Below are 17,183 nucleotides of genomic sequence, written 5' to 3'. Positions count from 1 at the left end.
TGAGCGGATCAGGACGGCCGGGTCGCTCCCGGCCTTCCCGCGGCGATGCGGGGCGCCGACGCGGGCCGCTGCTCGGCGATGCGGGCGAACTCCGCCACGCCGAGCTGTTCGCCGCGCGCCGAGGGGTCGACGCCGGCCTTGACGAGGGCCTCCTCGGCCGCGGCCGCCGTACCGGCCCAGGAGGCCAGGGCGGCCCGCAGGGTCTTGCGGCGCTGCGCGAAGGCGGCGTCGACGGCGGCGAAGACCTCCTCCCGGGAGGCGGTGGTCGCGGGAGGATCGCGGCGCACGAGGGAGACGAGGCCGGAGTCGACGTTCGGCGCGGGCCAGAAGACGTTGCGCCCCACCGGCCCCGCCCTGCGCACGTCGGCGTACCAGGCGGCCTTGGCGGACGGCACGCCGTAGACCTTGGACCCGGGCCCGGCGGCGAGCCGGTCGGCGACCTCGGACTGGACCATCACCAGCCCCCGGCGCAGCGAGGGCAGCGCCTCCAGCAGGTGCAGCACGACCGGCACGGACACGTTGTACGGAAGGTTCGCCACGAGCACGGTGGGCTCGGCGCCGAGGTCGCCCGCGGTCACGCGGAGGGCGTCCGCGTGCACGACGGAGAGGCGGGAGGCCAGCTCGGGGGCATGCTCCGCCACGGTCAGCGGGAGCTGCTCCGCCAGCACGGGGTCGATCTCCACGGCGACGACCCGGCCGACCTCGGGGAGCAGCGCCAGCGTGAGCGAGCCGAGCCCCGGCCCGATCTCGATGGCCACGTCCTGCTGGGTGACGCCCGCGACTCTGACGATGCGGCGTACGGTCCCGCCGTCGATCACGAAGTTCTGCCCCAGCTTCTTGGTGGGCCGGAGGTTCAGCTTCTCCGCCAACGCGCGTACTTCGACCGGCCCGAGCAGACTCATGACTCCAGTGTCGGGCATCCCGGCGTGTCGAATTACGTGGCGGACCCCGCCGCGGACCGCCATCCTGGTCCTTCTCCGCGCCTGACATCCCGTATACGGCCGGAGCGGACGTGGATAACCTGACAGCGCGCGGTGCCGTACCGCTAGGAGACCCGCAGATGGAACCGACCGGCGCCGAGCCGCTCCGCCCCACCGATCCCCCCGCGGTCGGCCCCTACCGGCTGCTCGGCCGGCTCGGTGAGGGCGGCATGGGCACTGTCTACCTGGCGGTCGCCCCGGCCGGGCGGCTGGTCGCGGTCAAGGTGGTGAAGGCCCAGTTCAACCTGGACGAGGACTTCGCCGCGCGGTTCCACGCCGAGGTGAGCAACGCGCGGAGGGTGGCCTCGTTCTGCACCGCGCAGGTCCTCGACAACGGCGACGCCGCCGACGGCACGCCGTACATGGTCACCGAGTACATCTCCGGGACTCCGCTCTCCCAGCAGATCAGCCGGTACGGCCCGCTGGAGCCGGGCCCCCTCCACGGCGTGGCGCTCGGCGTGGCGGCGGCGCTGGCCGCGATCCACGTGGCGGGCCTGGTGCACCGCGACCTCAAACCGGCCAACGTGATCCTTTCCATCACCGGCCCCCGGGTGATCGACTTCGGGATCGCCCGCGCGCTGGACGCCACCCACGGCTTCACCCAGTCCGGCGAGTTGCTCGGCAGCCCCGGCTGGTGGGCCCCCGAGCAGGTGCGCGGCGAGGAGGTCACCCCCGCGACGGACGTCTTCGCCTGGGGATGTCTGGTCGCCTACGCCGGCACCGGCCGGCCCCCCTTCGGCCGCGGCGACGTGGTCACGCTCGCCGCGCGCGTCCTCAACGACCGCCCGGACCTGGGCGCGCTGCCCGCCCCGCTCGGCGAGCTGACCCGCCGGGCGACCGATCGCGACCCCCGGCGGCGGCCCAGCGCGCAGGAGCTGCTGATCTCCCTGGTGAGCGGGGTGGTGCCCGTCACCTCTTCCCCCGCGGTGTCCCCCGCCGTCGCCGCCACCGAGATGCTGAGCCGGTCGTGGGAGCCGCCGGCCAACGTGGCGGCCGAGCAGAGCTCCACCCGGGTCCTCGACGGCCCCGCCGAGGCCGAGACGGTCACCGACGACGTCACCGTGCCGCCGGAGCAGATGAACCGCGCATACGCGCCCCGTGAACGGGCCCCCGTGGACGGGATCGCCACGGCACCCCCGGGCCGGCGGGGCGGTGGAAGGTTGCTGATGGCCGCGGCGGCCGTGGTCGCCGCGCTCGCCGTCACCGCCGCCGTGCTGGTCAGCGTGACCGGCCGGGACGAGCCGCTTGGTGCGCGCGCCCGCACGGCGGCCTCGCCGGTGACGGCCGGCACGCCCACGCCCGGCGGGGACGTCGGCAGGCACATCCGGGTGGCCGGGTACGACACCCAGCTTCTCGTCCCCCGGCCGCCGCGCTGCGGCCTGCGGTCGTACGGCGAGGCGACGGCCCCCGCGGCCACGCTGTGCGTGATCGGCTGGTCGGCGGTGAACCTCGGCGGCAACGACGCTCTCCTCGTCCCGGCCGGGCCCCGGCTGGTGGACGACCGGGGCGGCGAACACGCCGCCGAGAGCCACTCCACCTCTCCGCCGGCGGCGCTCCCCCCGGGAGGCAGGGCCGACGGAGTGCTGATCTTCGATCTGCCGCCGGGGCGCAGACCCGCCCGGCTGGTCTTCGCCGACGGTGTGGAGGTGCGGCTGTGAGGCTCACGCGCTCCCTGGTAGCCCTGCTCCTGCCGGCCGCGGTGCTGCTGCCCGCCACCGTCTGGCCGTCCGGTACGGCCGCCGCCCGCGCGGGCTGCGCCACCGCGAGCGCCGCCGACACCGATGGCGACGGGACCGACGACGTGATCGCGGCGGACCCGTTCGCCGAGGTCGACGGCAAGGAGGGGGCGGGGGCCGTGCACGTCCTGCTCGGAGGCGGGCGCGGCGGGACACTCGTGCTGCACGCCCCCGAGCCCGCGGCCGGGGACGGCTTCGGCTGGTCCGTGCGGACCGCGCACGTCGACGGCGACCGCTGTCTCGACGTGATCGTGGGAGCGCCCTACGCCGACGGCGAGGGCGGGCCCGACTCCGGCGCGGTCTACGTCTTCCACGGCAGGCCCGGCGCGCCGCCCCTCGTGTCGGCGCTCAGGCCGGCGAAGGGGCAGCGGGACGGCCACTTCGGCTGGTCGCTGGCGGCGGCCGAGCAGACCGGCGGCGCGCTCGTCGCCGTCGGCGAGCCGCACGCCGACAGCGACGGCGAGAAGGACTCCGGGGCGATCCACCTGTTCGAGGCGTCCGGGGACGTCGCCGGCGCGGCGTCCACGGGCACCGTGACGGGAGTCGTCCGTCCGCTGGCCGTCATCACGCAGGACTCCGCCGGGATCATCGGCAACAGCGAGGTCGGCGACATGTACGGGTGGGCGCTGGCGCTCGGCGACCTCGGCGGCAAGCCCGACGTGCTCGACCTCGCCGTCGGCGTGCCGTACGAGAACGACGACGGCACGGGCAGGCAGGTGGCGTCCGGGAAGATCGACGCCGGCATGGTCGGGGTCGTCTTCGACGTGGCCACCGCCAAGGGCTCCTACACGAGCGCCAAGTGGGACCTGCGGCAGGCCACGACCACGGTGCGGGAGGCGTCCGGCGACCGGTTCGGCTACACGCTCGACTACGCGGAGTGGAAGGGGAACGGCTACCTCGCGGCCGGCGCGCCGCTGGCCGACGCGGACGCGCGGGACGACGGCGTCGTCCAGATCTTCGCCCGGGAGGGTGCCGGGGAGGTGCGCCCGCTGCGGGCCCTCAAAGGGGTGCCCGCGTGGAGCCTCACCTGGTGGGACGCGCGCGGCGTGCTGTCACTCGCGGCCGGCTGCCCGTACGCCGGGTCCGGCGGCCGGGAGGCGGGCACGGTGCGGTCGATCGCCTTGGACGGCGACGAAGGCGACCCGCTGCTGAGCGGCGCGGCCGGCGGGGAGCACCTCGGCACGTCGGTCTCCGACAGCGGCGGCGGGAACGCGGTCACGCCGGGCACCTCGCTCGTGGTGGGCGCGCCGGACCGGGACGCCACCGGCCGGGTGGCCGTGCTCGGCGACGGCCCGCCCGCGTTCCACGGTCCGGGGGAGGTCGAGGGAGGCGGATCCGCCGACTTCGGCGCCTCGGTCGCCGGGTGATCCGCCGTTCAGGGGCGCGTCACCAGGCGCCGAGCGCGGCCTCGCCGTTCACGCTGATCGCGGCGGCCAAGGCGGCCACGTCCATGCCCTTGACCTCCGCGAGGCAGCGCAGCGTCAGCGGGATCAGGTACGGCGCGTTGGGCTTGCCCCGGTGCGGCACCGGCGGCAGGTACGGAGCGTCGGTCTCGACCAGCATCAGCTCCACCGGGGCGACGCGGGCGGCCTCGCGCAGGTAACCCGCGTTCTTGTACGTCACCGGGCCGGAGAACGACATGAAGTAGCCGGCCGCCGCGCACCGCTTGGCCATCTCGGCGTCCCCCGAGAAGCTGTGGAAGACCACGACGTCGGGGGCGCCCTGGTCGGCCAGCACGGCGAGCACGTCGTCGTGGGCGTCCCGGTCGTGGATGACCAGCGCCTTGCCGGTCCGTTTGGCGATCTCGACGTGCGCCCGGAAGCTCGCGTGCTGGTCCTCACGGGAGGCCCAGTCGCGGAAGTAGTCGAGCCCCGTCTCCCCCACGGCGCGCACGTGCGGCAGCCGGGCCAGCTCCTCGATCTCGCCGAGGACCTCCGGGGTGGCGGCGTGCGCCTCGTTGGGGTGGATGGCCACGCCCGCGTAGACGTCCTGATGGTCGGCGGCGACCTGCGCGCCCCACCGGGAGGAGGGCAGATCGTAGCCGACCGTGACCAGCCGCGTCACGCCGACGGCCCTGGCCTCGTCGAGGATGGAGCCGACCGTGGCGCTCGCCGCCTGGGCCGCCCGCGCGACCGGGTCGCCCGAGGACGCCTGCCGGTTGCCGACCATGATGTCCAGGTGACAGTGGCTGTCGAACACCTCGGCGGGCAGCGCCTCGGGCCTCGCGGGAAGCTCGTTCTGCATCGGCGTCAGCTCTTGGCCTCGTCCAGGCGCGGGAAGAGGATCTCGCCCTTCACGACGGAGGCTCCGGCCGGCAGCCGTCCCCAGGTCGCGACGTCGCCGATCCGCTGGTCGGCGAGGGCCCCGAGATGCGGCTCCGCGCCGAGGGACGCCCACAGCTTCTCGCAGATGTCGGGCATCACCGGGTTGAGCAGGACCGCGATGGCCCGCAGCGACTCGGCAGCGGTGTAGAGGATCGTGGCGAGCCTGGTCTGGCCCTCCGGCGAGTCGTCCTTGGCCACCTTCCACGGGGCCTGCTCGCTCAGGTAGCCGTTGACCTGCTTGACGAAGTCGAAGATCGCCCCGAGGCCGGCGGCGAAGTCGAGCTCGTCCCCGATCAGCGTGTCGGCCCGGGAGACGGCGGCCGCCAGGCCGTCCGCCACCGCCTGCTCGGCGGGGCCCGCGGCCGACGCCTCCGGGAGGGTGCCGTCGAAGTACTTCCCGACCATGGCCGCCACCCGGGACGCCAGGTTGCCGAAGTCGTTGGCCAGCTCGGAGGTGTAGCGGGCGGAGAAGTCCTCCCAGGAGAACGAGCCGTCCTGGCCGAAGGGGATCGCCCGCAGGAAGTAGTACCGGTAGGCGTCCACCCCGAAGTGGCCGGTCAGCTCCTGCGGGGAGATGCCGGTGAGGTTGGACTTGCTCATCTTCTCGCCGCCGACCATGAGCCAGCCGTTCGCGAAGACCTTGCCCGGCAGCGGCAGGCCGTTCGCCATGAGCATGGCGGGCCAGATCACCGCGTGGAAGCGGAGGATGTCCTTGCCGACCAGATGCACGTCGGCGGGCCACGTCGAGTCGAACTTGTCCTGGTCGGAGCCGTACCCGACGGCCGTGGCGTAGTTGAGCAGCGCGTCGATCCACACGTAGATGACGTGCTTGGAGTCCCAGGGAATCGGGATGCCCCAGTCGAAGGTCGACCGGGAGATCGACAGGTCCTGCAGGCCCTGGCGGACGAACTGGAGGACCTCGTTGCGCGCGGAGGCGGGCTGGATGAAGCCCGGGTTGTTCTCGTAGAACTCCAGCAGGCGCGGGCCGTACTCGGAGAGCTTGAAGAAGTAGTTCTCCTCCTTCAGCCACTCGATCGGGGTCTTGTGGATGGGGCACAGATCGCCGTCGAGCAGGTCGCCGGGGGACTTGTACTCCTCACAGCCGACGCAGTAGGGCCCCTCGTAGCCGCCCCGGTAGATCTCGCCCTTGTCGTAGAGATCCTGGACGAACTCCTGGACGCGCTTGGTGTGCCGCTCCTCGGTGGTGCGGATGAAGTCGTCGTTGGCGATGCGCAGGTGCCGCCACAGCGGCTTCCACGCCTCCTCGACGAGCTTGTCGCACCACTCCTGCGGGGTCACGCCGTTCGCCTCGGCGGTCCGCATGATCTTCTGGCCGTGCTCGTCCGTGCCGGTGAGGTACCACACCTTCTCGCCGCGCTGGCGATGCCAGCGCGTGAGCACGTCGCCCGCGACCGTCGTGTAGGCGTGGCCCAGGTGCGGAGCGTCGTTCACGTAGTAGATCGGCGTCGAGACATAGAACGCCGGCTCTCCGCCTGCTGTCGATCCTGTAGCCGCCATGGCGAAATCCTATCGGCCCTCCGCCGATGGCTCCGCTCATATACCGGCGCCGGTGAGCGTGCCCGTCACGCGCCGGCGCTGCTGCCTGCGCTGGCGCTGGGCTCGCGGGTGACCGCCTGGGCCGCCTCCTCCGCGGCGGACGCGGCGATGTCGACCGGGTTCTCACGCGTACGGCGGATGCCGAGGATGCTGATGAACAGCGACGCGAAGATCGTCTGGAAGCTCATCACGAACGCGGTGGCGGACGGCACGACCAGGCGCAGCGACTCCGCGGGGATCAGCTCGCCGAAGCCCCTGCCGCCCCAGTGGGCCAGCGAGGCGACCAGGCCGACGATGCCCGCGACCGCCAGCAGGCCGCCCGCGAGCAGGCCCTTCTCCAGGGTGACGATGTCGACCAGCTTCCTGATGCGCCGGTCCTCCGGGAGGAAGCCCTCCTCGGCCGCGTACACCTTCGTGAACAGCGCGAACAGCACCGCCTGGAAGCCGCTCACCACCATCGCGGACGCGCCGACCAGCGTGTCGACGTCGAAGGCGAGCTTGCCGATGTAGACCGGGCCGAACGTCAGCGCGGCGCCCGCGACGAGGCCGAGCGTCATCAGGGCGAGGCCGGGGATGAAGAACAGCCAGCGGGGGCTGTAGAGCAGCAGGAAGCGCAGGTGGCGCCAGCCGTCCCGCCAGGAGCGCAGGTGCGGCGGGCGGGAGCGGCCGTCGGGCGACAGGGTCGTCGGGACCTCGCGGACCTCCAGCCCCTGCAACGTCGCCTTGACGACCATCTCGGAGGCGAACTCCATGCCGCCGGTCTGCAGGCCCAGGCGCAGGATCGAGTCGCGCCGGAAGCCGCGCAGGCCGCAGTGGAAGTCGCCGATCGCGCTCGGGAAGAACAGCCGGCCGATGAACGACAGGACCGGGTTGCCCAGGTAGCGGTGGAGCGGGGGCATGGCGCCCGGCGCGATGCCGCCCTTGAACCGGTTGCCCATGACCAGCTCGGCGCCCTCGCGCAGCTGCTCGACGAACGGCATCAAGCTGGTGAAGTCATAGGAGTCGTCGGCGTCACCCATGATCACGTATTTTCCGCGCGCGGCGCGGATGCCACCGATCAGGGCGTTTCCGTAACCCTTCTCGTCAATGTGGACCACCCGGGCGCCCGCGTCACGGGCCAGTTGCTGCGACCCGTCCGTGCTGCCGTTGTCGGCGATCACCACCTCGCCGTCGATGCCGTGCTCACGCATGCTCGACAGGGCCTTGCGCACACAGATCTCAACGGTCTCGGCCTCATTGAGGCAGGGCATGACAACGGTAAGTTCCACGTCGCAACTCCTTGCATATGACGGCAGGACACCAATGATGCCCGCTTCCCCGTAGCGTCCGAGTCAAGTCCACAAAACGGCTGGCATTCTGTAACCATGGTCGCGGTCGCTGATCCACCTTCGGTCGACGCCTCTCCGCAGGGCGGATGGCGGCGCGTCCTGGCGTTCCTCCGCCGCCACCGCGTCTTCGCGGCGGCATTCGGCGCCGGAGCCGTTCTTCGAATCGTGACCATGCTCGGTTTCGGCCCGGCCATGTGGTTCAACGACTCCTACGACTACGTCTCGGTGGCCCTGCGCCCGCGGCCCCACCCGATCCGGCCGGACGGGTACAGCTTCTGGCTGCTGCTGCTCAGGCCGCTGCACAGCTTCGCGTTCGTCGTGTTCACCCAGCACCTGATGGGGCTGGCGGCGGCCGTCCTTATCTACGCGCTGCTGACCAGGAAATTTGGCGTCCCAGCCTGGGGGGCGACGCTCGCGGCGGCGCCCGTGCTGTTCGACGCGTACCAGATCCAGCTCGAACAGCTCGTCATGTCGGACTCGATGTTCACCCTGCTCGTCGTCGCCGTGGTGACGCTCGTGCTCTGGCACACCCGGATGACTTGGCGGGCCGGCGCCGCCGTCGGGCTGCTGCTGGCGCTGACCGCGCTGACCCGCAGCATCGGCCTGCCCATCCTGGCCCTGGTCGTGGGCTACCTGCTCATCAAGCGGACCGGCTGGCAGCCGATCGCCGCGATGGTGGTGGCCTGCGCCCTGCCGGTCGTGGCGTACATGGGCTGGTTCAAGGCGGTGAACGGGCAGTTCGCGATGACCAACAGCGACGGGGTCATCCTCTACATGCGCACGTCCCTGTTCGCCGACTGCCACAAGATGAACCTGGACAAGCGCAAGGAGCTGGAGCTGGCGCTGCTGTGCATCAACACGCCGCCGGACAAGCGGGAGGCCTCCGCCCAGCCGTACCTGTGGTGGGACAACCAGAACCAGCTCCACGTCTTCGGCTCGGGCACCAAGTTCACCCCCGAGATCAACGCCACCGCGAGCGAGTTCGCCAAGAAGGCGATCCTGGCGCAGCCCGCCGACTACCTCGCCACGATGGCCAAGGACTTCTTCCGGGCCTTCCGCTGGGACCGCCCGTACTTCCCCGACGCCAAGACGTTCCTGCAGTACGAGTTCAGTAACGAGTACACCCGCAAGCTGGCCAAGTGGAGCTCCTACCACAGCACCACCGACAAGGACGCCGAGGCGTACGAGAACGGCCCGGCCGCCACGCGGGCGGTCTCCCCCTGGTCGGACATCATGATCGCCTACCAGGGCGCCGTACGCCTGCCCGGCACCGTCCTCGGCCTGATGCTGCTCGCCGGCCTGTACGGCGTGGCGCGGCGCTGGCGCGACCTGGGCGGCCCGGCGCTGCTCCCCTGGCTCGGCGCCGTGGGGCTGATCCTGGCCCCGGCGGCGACCGCCGAGTTCGACTACCGCTACCTGCTGCCCGCCGCGCCTCTGGCCTGCATGGCCGCCGCCATCACGATCGCGAGCATGCGCCGGCGCGGGCGTGAGACCTGATCACAGGCCGTGAACGGCGTTGTAGAGCTCCCGCTTCGGGACGCCGGCGGACCTCGCCACATCGACGATCGCGTGCTTGCGCGGCACGCCTGAGGACTCCCGGCGGGCGACCTCGTCCATCAGCTCCTCCATGCTCGGCGGCGTCTCGTCGGGCGCCCGCCCCGCCACGACCAGCGTGATCTCGCCCTTGACCTCGCCCGCAGCCCACTCGGCGAGCTCGGCCAGCGTGCCCCGCCGCACCTCCTCGTAGGTCTTGGTGAGCTCCCGGCACAGCGCGGCCGGGCGGTCCGGCCCGAACGCCTCGGCCATCGCCTCCAGGCAGACCCGCACGCGGTGCGGCGCCTCGAAGAACACCATCGTGCGCTCCTCGTCCGCCAGCGCCGCCAGGCGCCTGGACCTCTCCCCCGGCTTACGCGGCGGGAAGCCCTCGAAGCAGAACCGGTCGCTGGGCAGGCCGGAGACGGCGAGCGCGGTCGTCACCGCGGAGGGCCCGGGCAGCGCCGTCACCTGGACGCCGGCCTCGACCGCGAGGTGGGTGAGCCGGTAGCCGGGGTCGGAGACCCCCGGCATGCCCGCGTCGGTGATCACCACCACGGTCTGCCCCTGGAGGAGGGCCTCCAGGAGCTCCTTCGCCCGCGCGGCCTCGTTGGCGTCGTAATAGGACACGATCCGGGCGGTGATGGTCACCTCAAGGTCGGATGCGAGCCTGCGCAACCTCCGGGTGTCCTCGGCCGCGACCACGTCGGCCGTCTCCAGGACCTCTCGCAGCCGAGGTGAGGCGTCGCCTGACCGTCCGATCGGGGCACCGGCGAGAATAAGCACCCGTCCAGCCTATGACTCCATGAAACGTTCACCCTCCAAAGGCCAGATGTTCCCAATCGGCGCGTAGGCCGTGTTCCATACCTGGTCCCGCCAGTACTGTGTTCGCGTGGCCGTGACCGACTTCTCTCACCAGGCGTTCGAGCAGCCGGAGCAGGGGCCGGAGGGCGATCCTCCGGTCCCCGTACGCGACCGGCTGGTGCCTCCCTTGCCAGGCAGCGCCATGTGGGGCTGGCTCGGCCCCATAGCGGTGGCCGTCTTCGGAGCCGTCCTGCGGTTCACCAAGCTCGGCACGCCGCACTCGGTGGTCTTCGACGAGACCTACTACGCCAAGGACGCGTGGGCGACCGTCAAGTACGGCGCGGAGCGGCAGTTCGTCGACGGCGCGGACAAGCTCCTGCTGGCCGGCAACCGCAACATCTTCAAGGCCTGCGCCCAGGTGGACCAGTGCGCCAACTACGTGGTGCACCCGCCGCTCGGCAAATGGGTCATCGGGTTCGGTGAGCTGATCTTCGGCCCCAACCCCTACGGCTGGCGCTTCGCCGGGGCGCTGCTCGGCTCGCTGTCGATCCTGATCCTCGCCAGGACGGCCCGCCGGATGACCCGCTCGACGCTGCTGGGCTGCGTCGCCGGGTTCCTGCTCGCCCTCGACGGCCTGCATTTCGTGTTGTCCCGCACGGCACTGCTCGACATCTTCCTGATGTTCTGGGTGCTCGCCGGGTTCGCCTGCCTGGTGGCCGACCGCGACTGGTCCCGGCGCCGGCTGGCCGACTGGCTCGACGGCGCCTCTCCTGGCGACGGCATCGGCCCCTCGCTCGGCTGGCGGCCCTGGCGGCTGGCCGCCGGGATCTGCCTCGGCGCGGCGACGGCCACCAAGTGGACCGGCGTCCTCTACCTCGCGGCCTTCTTGATCATGTCGCTCCTGTGGGACGTCGGCGCGCGCCGGGCCGCCGGAGTCGGCCGGCCGTACGCCGGAACGCTCCGCCGCGACCTGCCGCTGGCGGCCGCGTGGACCGCCCTGGTCCCCGTCCTGACCTACCTCGCCTCCTTCGCCGGCTGGTTCGCCACCGACAAGGGCTACGGGCGCAACTGGACGCAGGCGACCTCCAACGGCCCGATCTACTTCGTGATCGACTCGTTCCGCTCCTGGCTGAGCTACCAGAAGCAGGTGCTGAGCTTCCACACCGGCCTGGAGGCGACCCACCCCTACCAGTCGGAGCCGTGGCAGTGGCCGCTGCTGCTGCGCCCGGTGGCGTTCTTCTACGAGTCGCCCAAGAGCTGCGGCGCGCCCTCCTGCTCGTGGGCCGTGCTCGGCGTCGGGACACCGGTGATCTGGTTCGGCGGCGTGCTGGCGCTGATCGCCATGATCGCCTGGTACGTGGCGACCCGGGACTGGCGGGCCGGCGCGGTGCTGCTCGGATACGCCGCCGGATGGCTGCCCTGGTTCTACTTCGCCATCGCCGACAACCGGACGATGTTCCTGTTCTACGCCATCCCCATGGTGCCGTTCATGATCCTGGCGATCGTGCTGGCCTGCGGGCTCATCATGGGGCCGGCGAAGGCCGCCAGGCCCGGCCGCAGGGTCGTGGGGTCGGCCGTCGTCGGCGCGTTCGTGCTGCTGGCGCTGGTGAACTTCGCCTGGCTCTACCCCGTGATCGCCGCCGAGGTCATACCGTACGACGCGTGGAACGCCCGGATGCTCTTCCGTTCGTGGATCTGACCCCCCGTATGGTGGGGCGGGGGTGGTCGCGAGTGGCGCTCGGTCGTCGTCAACGGTGGGGTCCATACGGCAGACTGCGGGTCATGCCCGCACCTGACGTGGCCGCCCTGCTGGCCGAGCTCGAACGCTCCGAGCCGGACGTCGCCGAATCCGCCCGAGTGGCGGTCGAGTGGCTCGCCGGCGGGGAGGCGCTGGAGACCATCAGCCAGCTCGACGTCTGCGAGTTCCTCTGGTACACGCTGCCGATCAAGGTGCCGGGCGACCAGCCGGCCATCGCGCGGGCCCTCGGGGCACTGCTCAGGCTCGGAGGCATGGAACGGTACGCCGCCCTGTGCGACTCCCCCGCCACGATCCGCATCCTGCGCACCTACGCCCGGGAGGGCGAGGAGGCCGGGTCCGCCGCCTACCACCAGGAGCTTGAGACGACGGGGGTGCTTCCCCCGGACATCGGCGAGCTGTCCTGGAGCTCGATCATGGGCCCGGAGGAGCTCGGGGCCCACGTCGCCTGCGCGGCCGCACTTGAACTCGCGATCATGGCGGGCGATCCCGTCGACCGCACCGAGCTCACCCGGCGCTGGCTCACCGCCGCCCGGCCGGAGCTGGGCGGCGACTGCTGGCTGAACCGCGTGCACGGCGAGCGGCTGAACCGCTGGGTGCTCGGGCGCGGCAGCGCCAGGCGGGAGCTGGCCCAGCCCTTCGAGGTGCGGCTGCACGCCCCCATCCCGGCCCCCGAGGAGCCGCACCTGGAGCCGCTGCGCTGGCTGCTGGAGCTCGGCCGCGGCGGAGTCCGCCTCACCGAGCGGCTCAACCTGTCCCGCGCGGTGGCCGCGGAGGCCGCTGACCGGTTCGGCTGGGACGCGGAGGCGGCCCGTTCCGTGCGCGGCGAAGGCGACGTCCCCCCGCTGTCCGCGCTCAAGGAGATCGCGGTCGGGCAGATCGGGGCGCTGCGCCGCAGCGGCAGGAAGCTCGTGCTCACGCCCACCGGACGCATGCTGCTTGACCACCCCCGCTCCCTGTGGGGCCCCGCCACGGCGGCCCTGCTCACTCCCGCCAAGGGCGAGCACGACTTCGAGGTCTCGATCCGCGAGTCCGCGCTGATGTTCCTGGTCGACGGCGGCGCCGTGCCGTACGCCACGCTGCGCGACCAGGTGGCGGAGGTCGTGAACGGCGAGGGCTGGCGCACGGCCGCGGGCGGCCAGGTGACGGTGGTCGACCTCGCCGGCCCGCTCTGGGAGCTCCAGCGCCGCCTCGACGCCCTTGGCCTGCGGGCCGGCTGCTCGCCCGGCTCGCCGTGGCGGCTCACCGAGGCGGGCCGTTCGGCGGCGCTGGCCGCCCTTCGCGCCCAGGCCCTGCGCCCCCGCCAGTACGCCGGCCTCGGCTGAACGCCGGTCCGCCGGTCCGGCGTGTCAGGGCGGCCGCGGGGTGCGCTATCCCTGCGCGGCGGCGGCCGTGTCGAGCCGCTTGACGGTGAGCTCGCCGGAGCCCGGGTCGACCTCCAGCTCGGCCTCCAGGGGGTGGTCCTCACCCGGGTCGCCGTCGGCGGTCGACCACCCCTTCTCGCCCTGGATGGCGGTGTACTCCCACGAGGGCCCGTCGGCGCTGTCCACGGCGAGGTCGATCTGGACCTCGCCGCCGTCCTCGACGTAGAGGGGGTCGATGGCGGACGGCTTGAGCGTCAGCCGGAACAGCCCGCCCGCGTCGGTGACGCCCTGGGCGACGACCTTGGTCGGGACGTCGTCCCCTTCCTTGACCTTGTCGAGCACCGCGCTCTTGGGCCAGGCGACGGCGAACACCCGCACCCCGGCCTTCGGCCTGCCGCCTGCGACGACCTTGCCGAGCGCGAGCGTGTCGCCGGACGCCTGGGAGGGCACCGCGGAGGCCGCCGCCCCCGAGGCCGGCCGCCCTCCTGCCGGTGAGGCCGGCTTGTCACCGCTGCACCCTCCGGCGGCGAGCATCGCCACCGCCGTCCCCGCCAGCACCGTGGCAACCCGCATGCCCTCGCCCTTCCCCGTCGCTCGTCCGAGTCCGATCACGAGTGCACAGACTAGTGGCCGCAAATATCCCCATGTCAGGAAATTTCGTCATCACTGTGCGTGCCGTACGGCGGAACGATCCGGGGCCTCGCCTCAGCCCGCGTGCCGGCCGCGCCGCTCCCAGTCGGCCTTGAGCAGCTCGTATTCGACGTCCCCCTGCTCGGAGCCCTCGATGGCGTACGGCCAGTCCTGGAAGAAGGTGCGGACGAACGTCAGCCCGCACTTGTCCATCACACGGCGGGAGGCGGTGTTCACCGTCATGGTCGTGGCGAAGACCCGTCGCACGCCCAGCTCGCCGAACCCCCTGTCGATCAGCGCACGCGCCCCCTCGGCCGCGTAGCCCCTGCCCCAGGCAGAGTGGCGCAGGCGGTAGCCCAGCTCGACCTCCGCGGGGTCGTCGTACCGCACCGGGCGGAACTCCAGCCACCCGAGGAAGCTCCCGCTCCGCCGTTCGACGACCGCCCAGAAGCCCAGCCCGTGCCCCCGTTCGTAGTAGCGGAGGACACTCGGGAGGAACTCGCCGCGCACCACCTCGGGCGGGGTATGCAGGCCGCCGGTGATGAAGCGCATGACCCGCGGGTCGTCGTCCAGCGCGACGAGGTCGTCCACATCCGCCTCGGTCAGGCGGCGCAGCGCCAGGCGGGCTGTTTCGAGCAGGATCTCCACCCTGCCGATGCTCACCTCACGCGACCGGGTGCGCAAAGGGTTTTCCCGCCGGCCCGGGACGCGTCAGGGCTCGGTGCCCGCGACCCTCGCGCCGTCGATGTAAACGGTCACGCGAGGGTTGTCCGCGTACGCGGGCGCGGGGGCCGCCCAGCTGTGGTCGCCGGTCTCCTCGAACGCCGACCAGTCCGCCTTGCTCATGCGGAGCTGGATGTCGCCGGTCGTCTGCCCCGGGTTCAGGCTCCCGGCGGCGGCGGTGAAGCCGACCTCGAGATAGGCGTCCGCCTTGGGACGGGCCGTCGCGAGCGGCACGACACGCCTGGTCACGGCGCCGCATCCGGCCTTCGCCCAGTCACACCAGACGTTGACCGTGCTCGGCCCGCCGTCCCTGGTGAACCAGTAGCGCAGGGTGACCCGGCTGAGCGCGACCGGCCGGGCCCCCGTGTTCGCCACCTGGAGGCCCGGCTTGATCGCGTTGTCCGTCGCCGAGGTGTCCAGGTTGCGATGGCGGGCGGCCAGCTGCAGCGGGTTCGGGTCCGGCAGGGTCGTCACCGTCACCGCCGGGGACGGCGGCGACACGTTGCCCGCCGCGTCCGCCGCCCGGACCGTGAAGGCGTACCGCGTGGCCGGGCTCAGGCTGGAGATCGTCGCGGTCGTCCCGGTGACCGTCGCCACCTTGGACGGGTCGCCCCCGGCCTGGGCCCACACCTCGTACGCCGTGACGCCGGTGTCGTCGGTGGACGGCAGCCAGGTGAGGGTGGCGCTCCGGTTGGTGATCGCGGAGGCGACCGGCGTGCCGGGGGCCGTCGGCGGCGTGGTGTCGGCGGCGGCCTCCGGGATCACGAAGAGCGTGATCGAGTCGGCCGGGAAGGTGTGGGTGAAGGTGCCGTCGGAGCCGGTTCGCGTGATGGGCTGGCCGGGGGCGTGGACGATCTCGCTCAACGAGGCCGCGCCGTACCGGTAAACCTCGGCGGCGCCTCCGGAGCGGCCCTTGATCGTGACCGGGCTGGTGAGCTCCGTGCCGCTCTTGTTGACCACCATCACGGTCAGCGCGCCGTCGGCCGACCGCTCGGCCCCGTACACGGACAGCTTGCCCTGGTCGGCGCTGACGCCGCTGACGGCGACGTCTCCGAAGCGGCCGCCGTCGCCGTCGTAGTTCAGGTACATGCGGAAGGCGTACGCGCCGGGCTGGGACGCCGAGGGCGGCGACCACAGGGTGGCGAGATCCAGCCCCTCCCTGCCGAAGATGCCCAGGATGTCGGCCTGGGTGAGGGCGCCGTTGATGTGGTCGAGCGCGCCCCAGTTGTACTCGGTGATCGCGGTGCCCGTGCCCGGGTACTCGGCCGCGACCAGATCCTTCATCCTCGGCACCAGGCGGACCGGGGTGTTGATCCAGCTCTCGTCGGTGTACGTGGGGTCCCACAGCGCCCGCGTGGAGCGCAGCCGCAGCGCGTCGGTGGCCGGGTCGCCGCCCCGGCCGAACGCCACGCCGGACGCCTGCGGGTAGAAGTGCATGTCGAAGTAGTCGAGGACGCGCAGGTCGTGCTGGTCTTGGTACGCCTTCATCTGGCGCAGGTACCACGCGGCGAAGGGCAGGCCGCCGCGGACGGCCTTGTCGGGCGGGTCCGACCAGCAGTTCGTGCGCCCGCAGGTCTCCTGGTCGAGGCCGGAGTAGTCCCACGAGGACCAGCCCCAGCCGACCGGCCCGAGGGTCTTCGCCCCCGGGTCGGCCTCCTTGATCGCCGCGCCGATGAGGTACCCCCGGTCGCGCAGCTCGACGGAGCTCGCCCCCTCGGGATGGACGTCCCGGTGGGTGCCGTGCCAGATGTCGGGCTCGTTGTCGAGGTCGTAGAACCGGACCCCGCCCTTGGCGGCCGTGCCGAACTTGCCGGTCAGGTGGCCCAGCCAGTCGCGTACGTACTCCGGACCGGCCTCGACGCTGGTGTCGTGGGGGTCGTTGCCGGTGATCCGCGTGCCGTCGGTCCTGATCCCGTTGCCGCAGTCGGGCCGCCACTGGTCCGTCTGCTGCTGCGGGCCGTACTTGGCGACCGAGAAGCCGCACGACGCGTCGCGTCCCTTCGGGACCCATCCGATCAGGGGCACGGTCAGCACCGTCTGCGTGTCCGTACGCCGGTCCTGCTCGACGAACTTGTCCACAGTCGACCCGTCGGGCAGTTGGGACGGATCGTCGTTCGTCTCGGCGATGTTCTCGAAGAACCAGTCGGAGGCCCGGTTGCTGGTGTCGTACAGGTAGTTGTAGCGGGTCGTCGCGTTGCCGCCCCAGCGCCGTACGGGCAGAGCCAGCTCCTCGGCGAGGGCCTCGTCGGCGAAGTTCATGCCGTAGATGTAGGGGCTGATGGGATGCCTGCCCGCCGTGGAGTCGACCGTGAGCTGCGGGCCGTCGGCGGCCAGGGCCGGCGTTGGGGCCGCCATCACGGCGCCCGTCCCCGCGATCAGGGACGCGGTGAGCGCGAGCGGGAGGAGTCTGGTGCGCACAGGTGTCCTTTCGCGGTCCATCAGACGTCG

The 17,183-nt window shown here is 72.2% G+C and carries 13 protein-coding genes; 5 read left to right on the top strand and 8 right to left on the bottom strand.

Going from position 1 to position 17,183, the window contains the following annotated elements; genetic code table 11:
- Nucleotides 1-8: 8 nt before the first annotated feature.
- Nucleotides 9-902: a 16S rRNA (adenine(1518)-N(6)/adenine(1519)-N(6))-dimethyltransferase RsmA gene (gene rsmA, locus AB0B72_RS31840; protein WP_367742969.1), complete on the bottom strand. Its 894-nt coding sequence runs from the start codon at nt 900-902 to the stop codon at nt 9-11.
- A gap of 158 nt (nt 903-1,060) precedes the next feature.
- On the opposite strand from rsmA, the gene AB0B72_RS31835 reads away from it, so the two are divergent.
- On the top strand, nt 1,061-2,638 hold the full coding sequence (locus tag AB0B72_RS31835; RefSeq protein WP_367742968.1) for a serine/threonine-protein kinase: 1,578 nt from the start codon (nt 1,061-1,063) through the stop codon (nt 2,636-2,638).
- Complete coding sequence (locus tag AB0B72_RS31830) at nt 2,635-4,083, top strand: FG-GAP repeat protein (RefSeq protein WP_367742967.1); 1,449 nt, start codon at nt 2,635-2,637, stop codon at nt 4,081-4,083. The genes AB0B72_RS31835 and AB0B72_RS31830 overlap by 4 nt, the downstream gene beginning before the upstream one ends.
- Nucleotides 4,084-4,102: 19 nt before the next feature.
- Here AB0B72_RS31830 and AB0B72_RS31825 read toward each other — a convergent pair whose 3' ends face one another.
- The 3 genes from AB0B72_RS31825 to AB0B72_RS31815 form a co-directional block, all read right to left on the bottom strand.
- Nucleotides 4,103-4,960, bottom strand: a complete 858-nt coding sequence (locus tag AB0B72_RS31825; protein ID WP_367742966.1) for a TatD family hydrolase — start codon at nt 4,958-4,960, stop codon at nt 4,103-4,105.
- A 5-nt stretch (nt 4,961-4,965) separates the two neighbouring features.
- Nucleotides 4,966-6,558, bottom strand: coding sequence for a methionine--tRNA ligase (gene metG, locus AB0B72_RS31820; RefSeq protein WP_367742965.1), 1,593 nt, complete (start codon nt 6,556-6,558; stop codon nt 4,966-4,968).
- 65 nt (nt 6,559-6,623) lie between these two features.
- Nucleotides 6,624-7,865 (bottom strand): glycosyltransferase family 2 protein, encoded by a 1,242-nt coding sequence (locus tag AB0B72_RS31815; RefSeq protein WP_367742964.1) that lies wholly within the window; start codon nt 7,863-7,865, stop codon nt 6,624-6,626.
- A gap of 96 nt (nt 7,866-7,961) precedes the next feature.
- On the opposite strand from AB0B72_RS31815, the gene AB0B72_RS31810 reads away from it, so the two are divergent.
- Nucleotides 7,962-9,422, top strand: coding sequence for a hypothetical protein (locus AB0B72_RS31810; RefSeq protein ID WP_367742962.1), 1,461 nt, complete (start codon nt 7,962-7,964; stop codon nt 9,420-9,422).
- Here AB0B72_RS31810 and rsmI read toward each other — a convergent pair whose 3' ends face one another.
- Complete coding sequence (gene rsmI, locus AB0B72_RS31805; protein WP_367742961.1) at nt 9,423-10,244, bottom strand: 16S rRNA (cytidine(1402)-2'-O)-methyltransferase; 822 nt, start codon at nt 10,242-10,244, stop codon at nt 9,423-9,425. It lies immediately after the preceding gene.
- Nucleotides 10,245-10,350: 106 nt separating this feature from the next.
- On the opposite strand from rsmI, the gene AB0B72_RS31800 reads away from it, so the two are divergent.
- Together AB0B72_RS31800 and AB0B72_RS31795 are read left to right on the top strand one after the other, a co-directional pair.
- On the top strand, nt 10,351-11,961 hold the full coding sequence (locus AB0B72_RS31800; RefSeq protein WP_367742960.1) for a dolichyl-phosphate-mannose--protein mannosyltransferase: 1,611 nt from the start codon (nt 10,351-10,353) through the stop codon (nt 11,959-11,961).
- A gap of 83 nt (nt 11,962-12,044) precedes the next feature.
- Nucleotides 12,045-13,343: a hypothetical protein gene (locus AB0B72_RS31795; protein WP_367742959.1), complete on the top strand. Its 1,299-nt coding sequence runs from the start codon at nt 12,045-12,047 to the stop codon at nt 13,341-13,343.
- A 45-nt stretch (nt 13,344-13,388) separates the two neighbouring features.
- Here AB0B72_RS31795 and AB0B72_RS31790 read toward each other — a convergent pair whose 3' ends face one another.
- The 3 genes from AB0B72_RS31790 to AB0B72_RS31780 all read right to left on the bottom strand — a co-directional run bounded on the left by AB0B72_RS31790 (nt 13,389) and on the right by AB0B72_RS31780 (nt 17,153).
- The gene (locus tag AB0B72_RS31790) at nt 13,389-13,955 is read right to left on the bottom strand and encodes a hypothetical protein (RefSeq protein ID WP_367742958.1); all 567 of its coding nucleotides are present in this window, start codon (nt 13,953-13,955) and stop codon (nt 13,389-13,391) included.
- A gap of 132 nt (nt 13,956-14,087) precedes the next feature.
- Nucleotides 14,088-14,696: a GNAT family N-acetyltransferase gene (locus AB0B72_RS31785; RefSeq protein WP_367742957.1), complete on the bottom strand. Its 609-nt coding sequence runs from the start codon at nt 14,694-14,696 to the stop codon at nt 14,088-14,090.
- 27 nt (nt 14,697-14,723) lie between these two features.
- Entirely contained in the window at nt 14,724-17,153 is a 2,430-nt protein-coding gene (locus tag AB0B72_RS31780; RefSeq protein WP_367742956.1) for a glycoside hydrolase family 44 protein, read from the bottom strand.
- Nucleotides 17,154-17,183 lie beyond the last annotated feature (30 nt).

It is taken from the genome of Microbispora sp. NPDC049125 (assembly GCF_040802045.1).
Taxonomy (GTDB): Bacteria; Actinomycetota; Actinomycetes; order Streptosporangiales; family Streptosporangiaceae; genus Microbispora.
This window is presented reverse-complemented; position numbering and strand designations above follow the sequence as displayed.

Coding starts and splice junctions, on each gene's coding strand:
- rsmA (WP_367742969.1), bottom strand. CDS start 902: ATGAGTCTGCTCGGGCCGGTCGAAGTACGCGCGTTGGCGGAGAAGCTG.
- AB0B72_RS31835 (WP_367742968.1), top strand. CDS start 1,061: ATGGAACCGACCGGCGCCGAGCCGCTCCGCCCCACCGATCCCCCCGCG.
- AB0B72_RS31825 (WP_367742966.1), bottom strand. CDS start 4,960: ATGCAGAACGAGCTTCCCGCGAGGCCCGAGGCGCTGCCCGCCGAGGTG.
- metG (WP_367742965.1), bottom strand. CDS start 6,558: ATGGCGGCTACAGGATCGACAGCAGGCGGAGAGCCGGCGTTCTATGTC.
- AB0B72_RS31810 (WP_367742962.1), top strand. CDS start 7,962: ATGGTCGCGGTCGCTGATCCACCTTCGGTCGACGCCTCTCCGCAGGGC.
- AB0B72_RS31795 (WP_367742959.1), top strand. CDS start 12,045: ATGCCCGCACCTGACGTGGCCGCCCTGCTGGCCGAGCTCGAACGCTCC.
- AB0B72_RS31790 (WP_367742958.1), bottom strand. CDS start 13,955: ATGCGGGTTGCCACGGTGCTGGCGGGGACGGCGGTGGCGATGCTCGCC.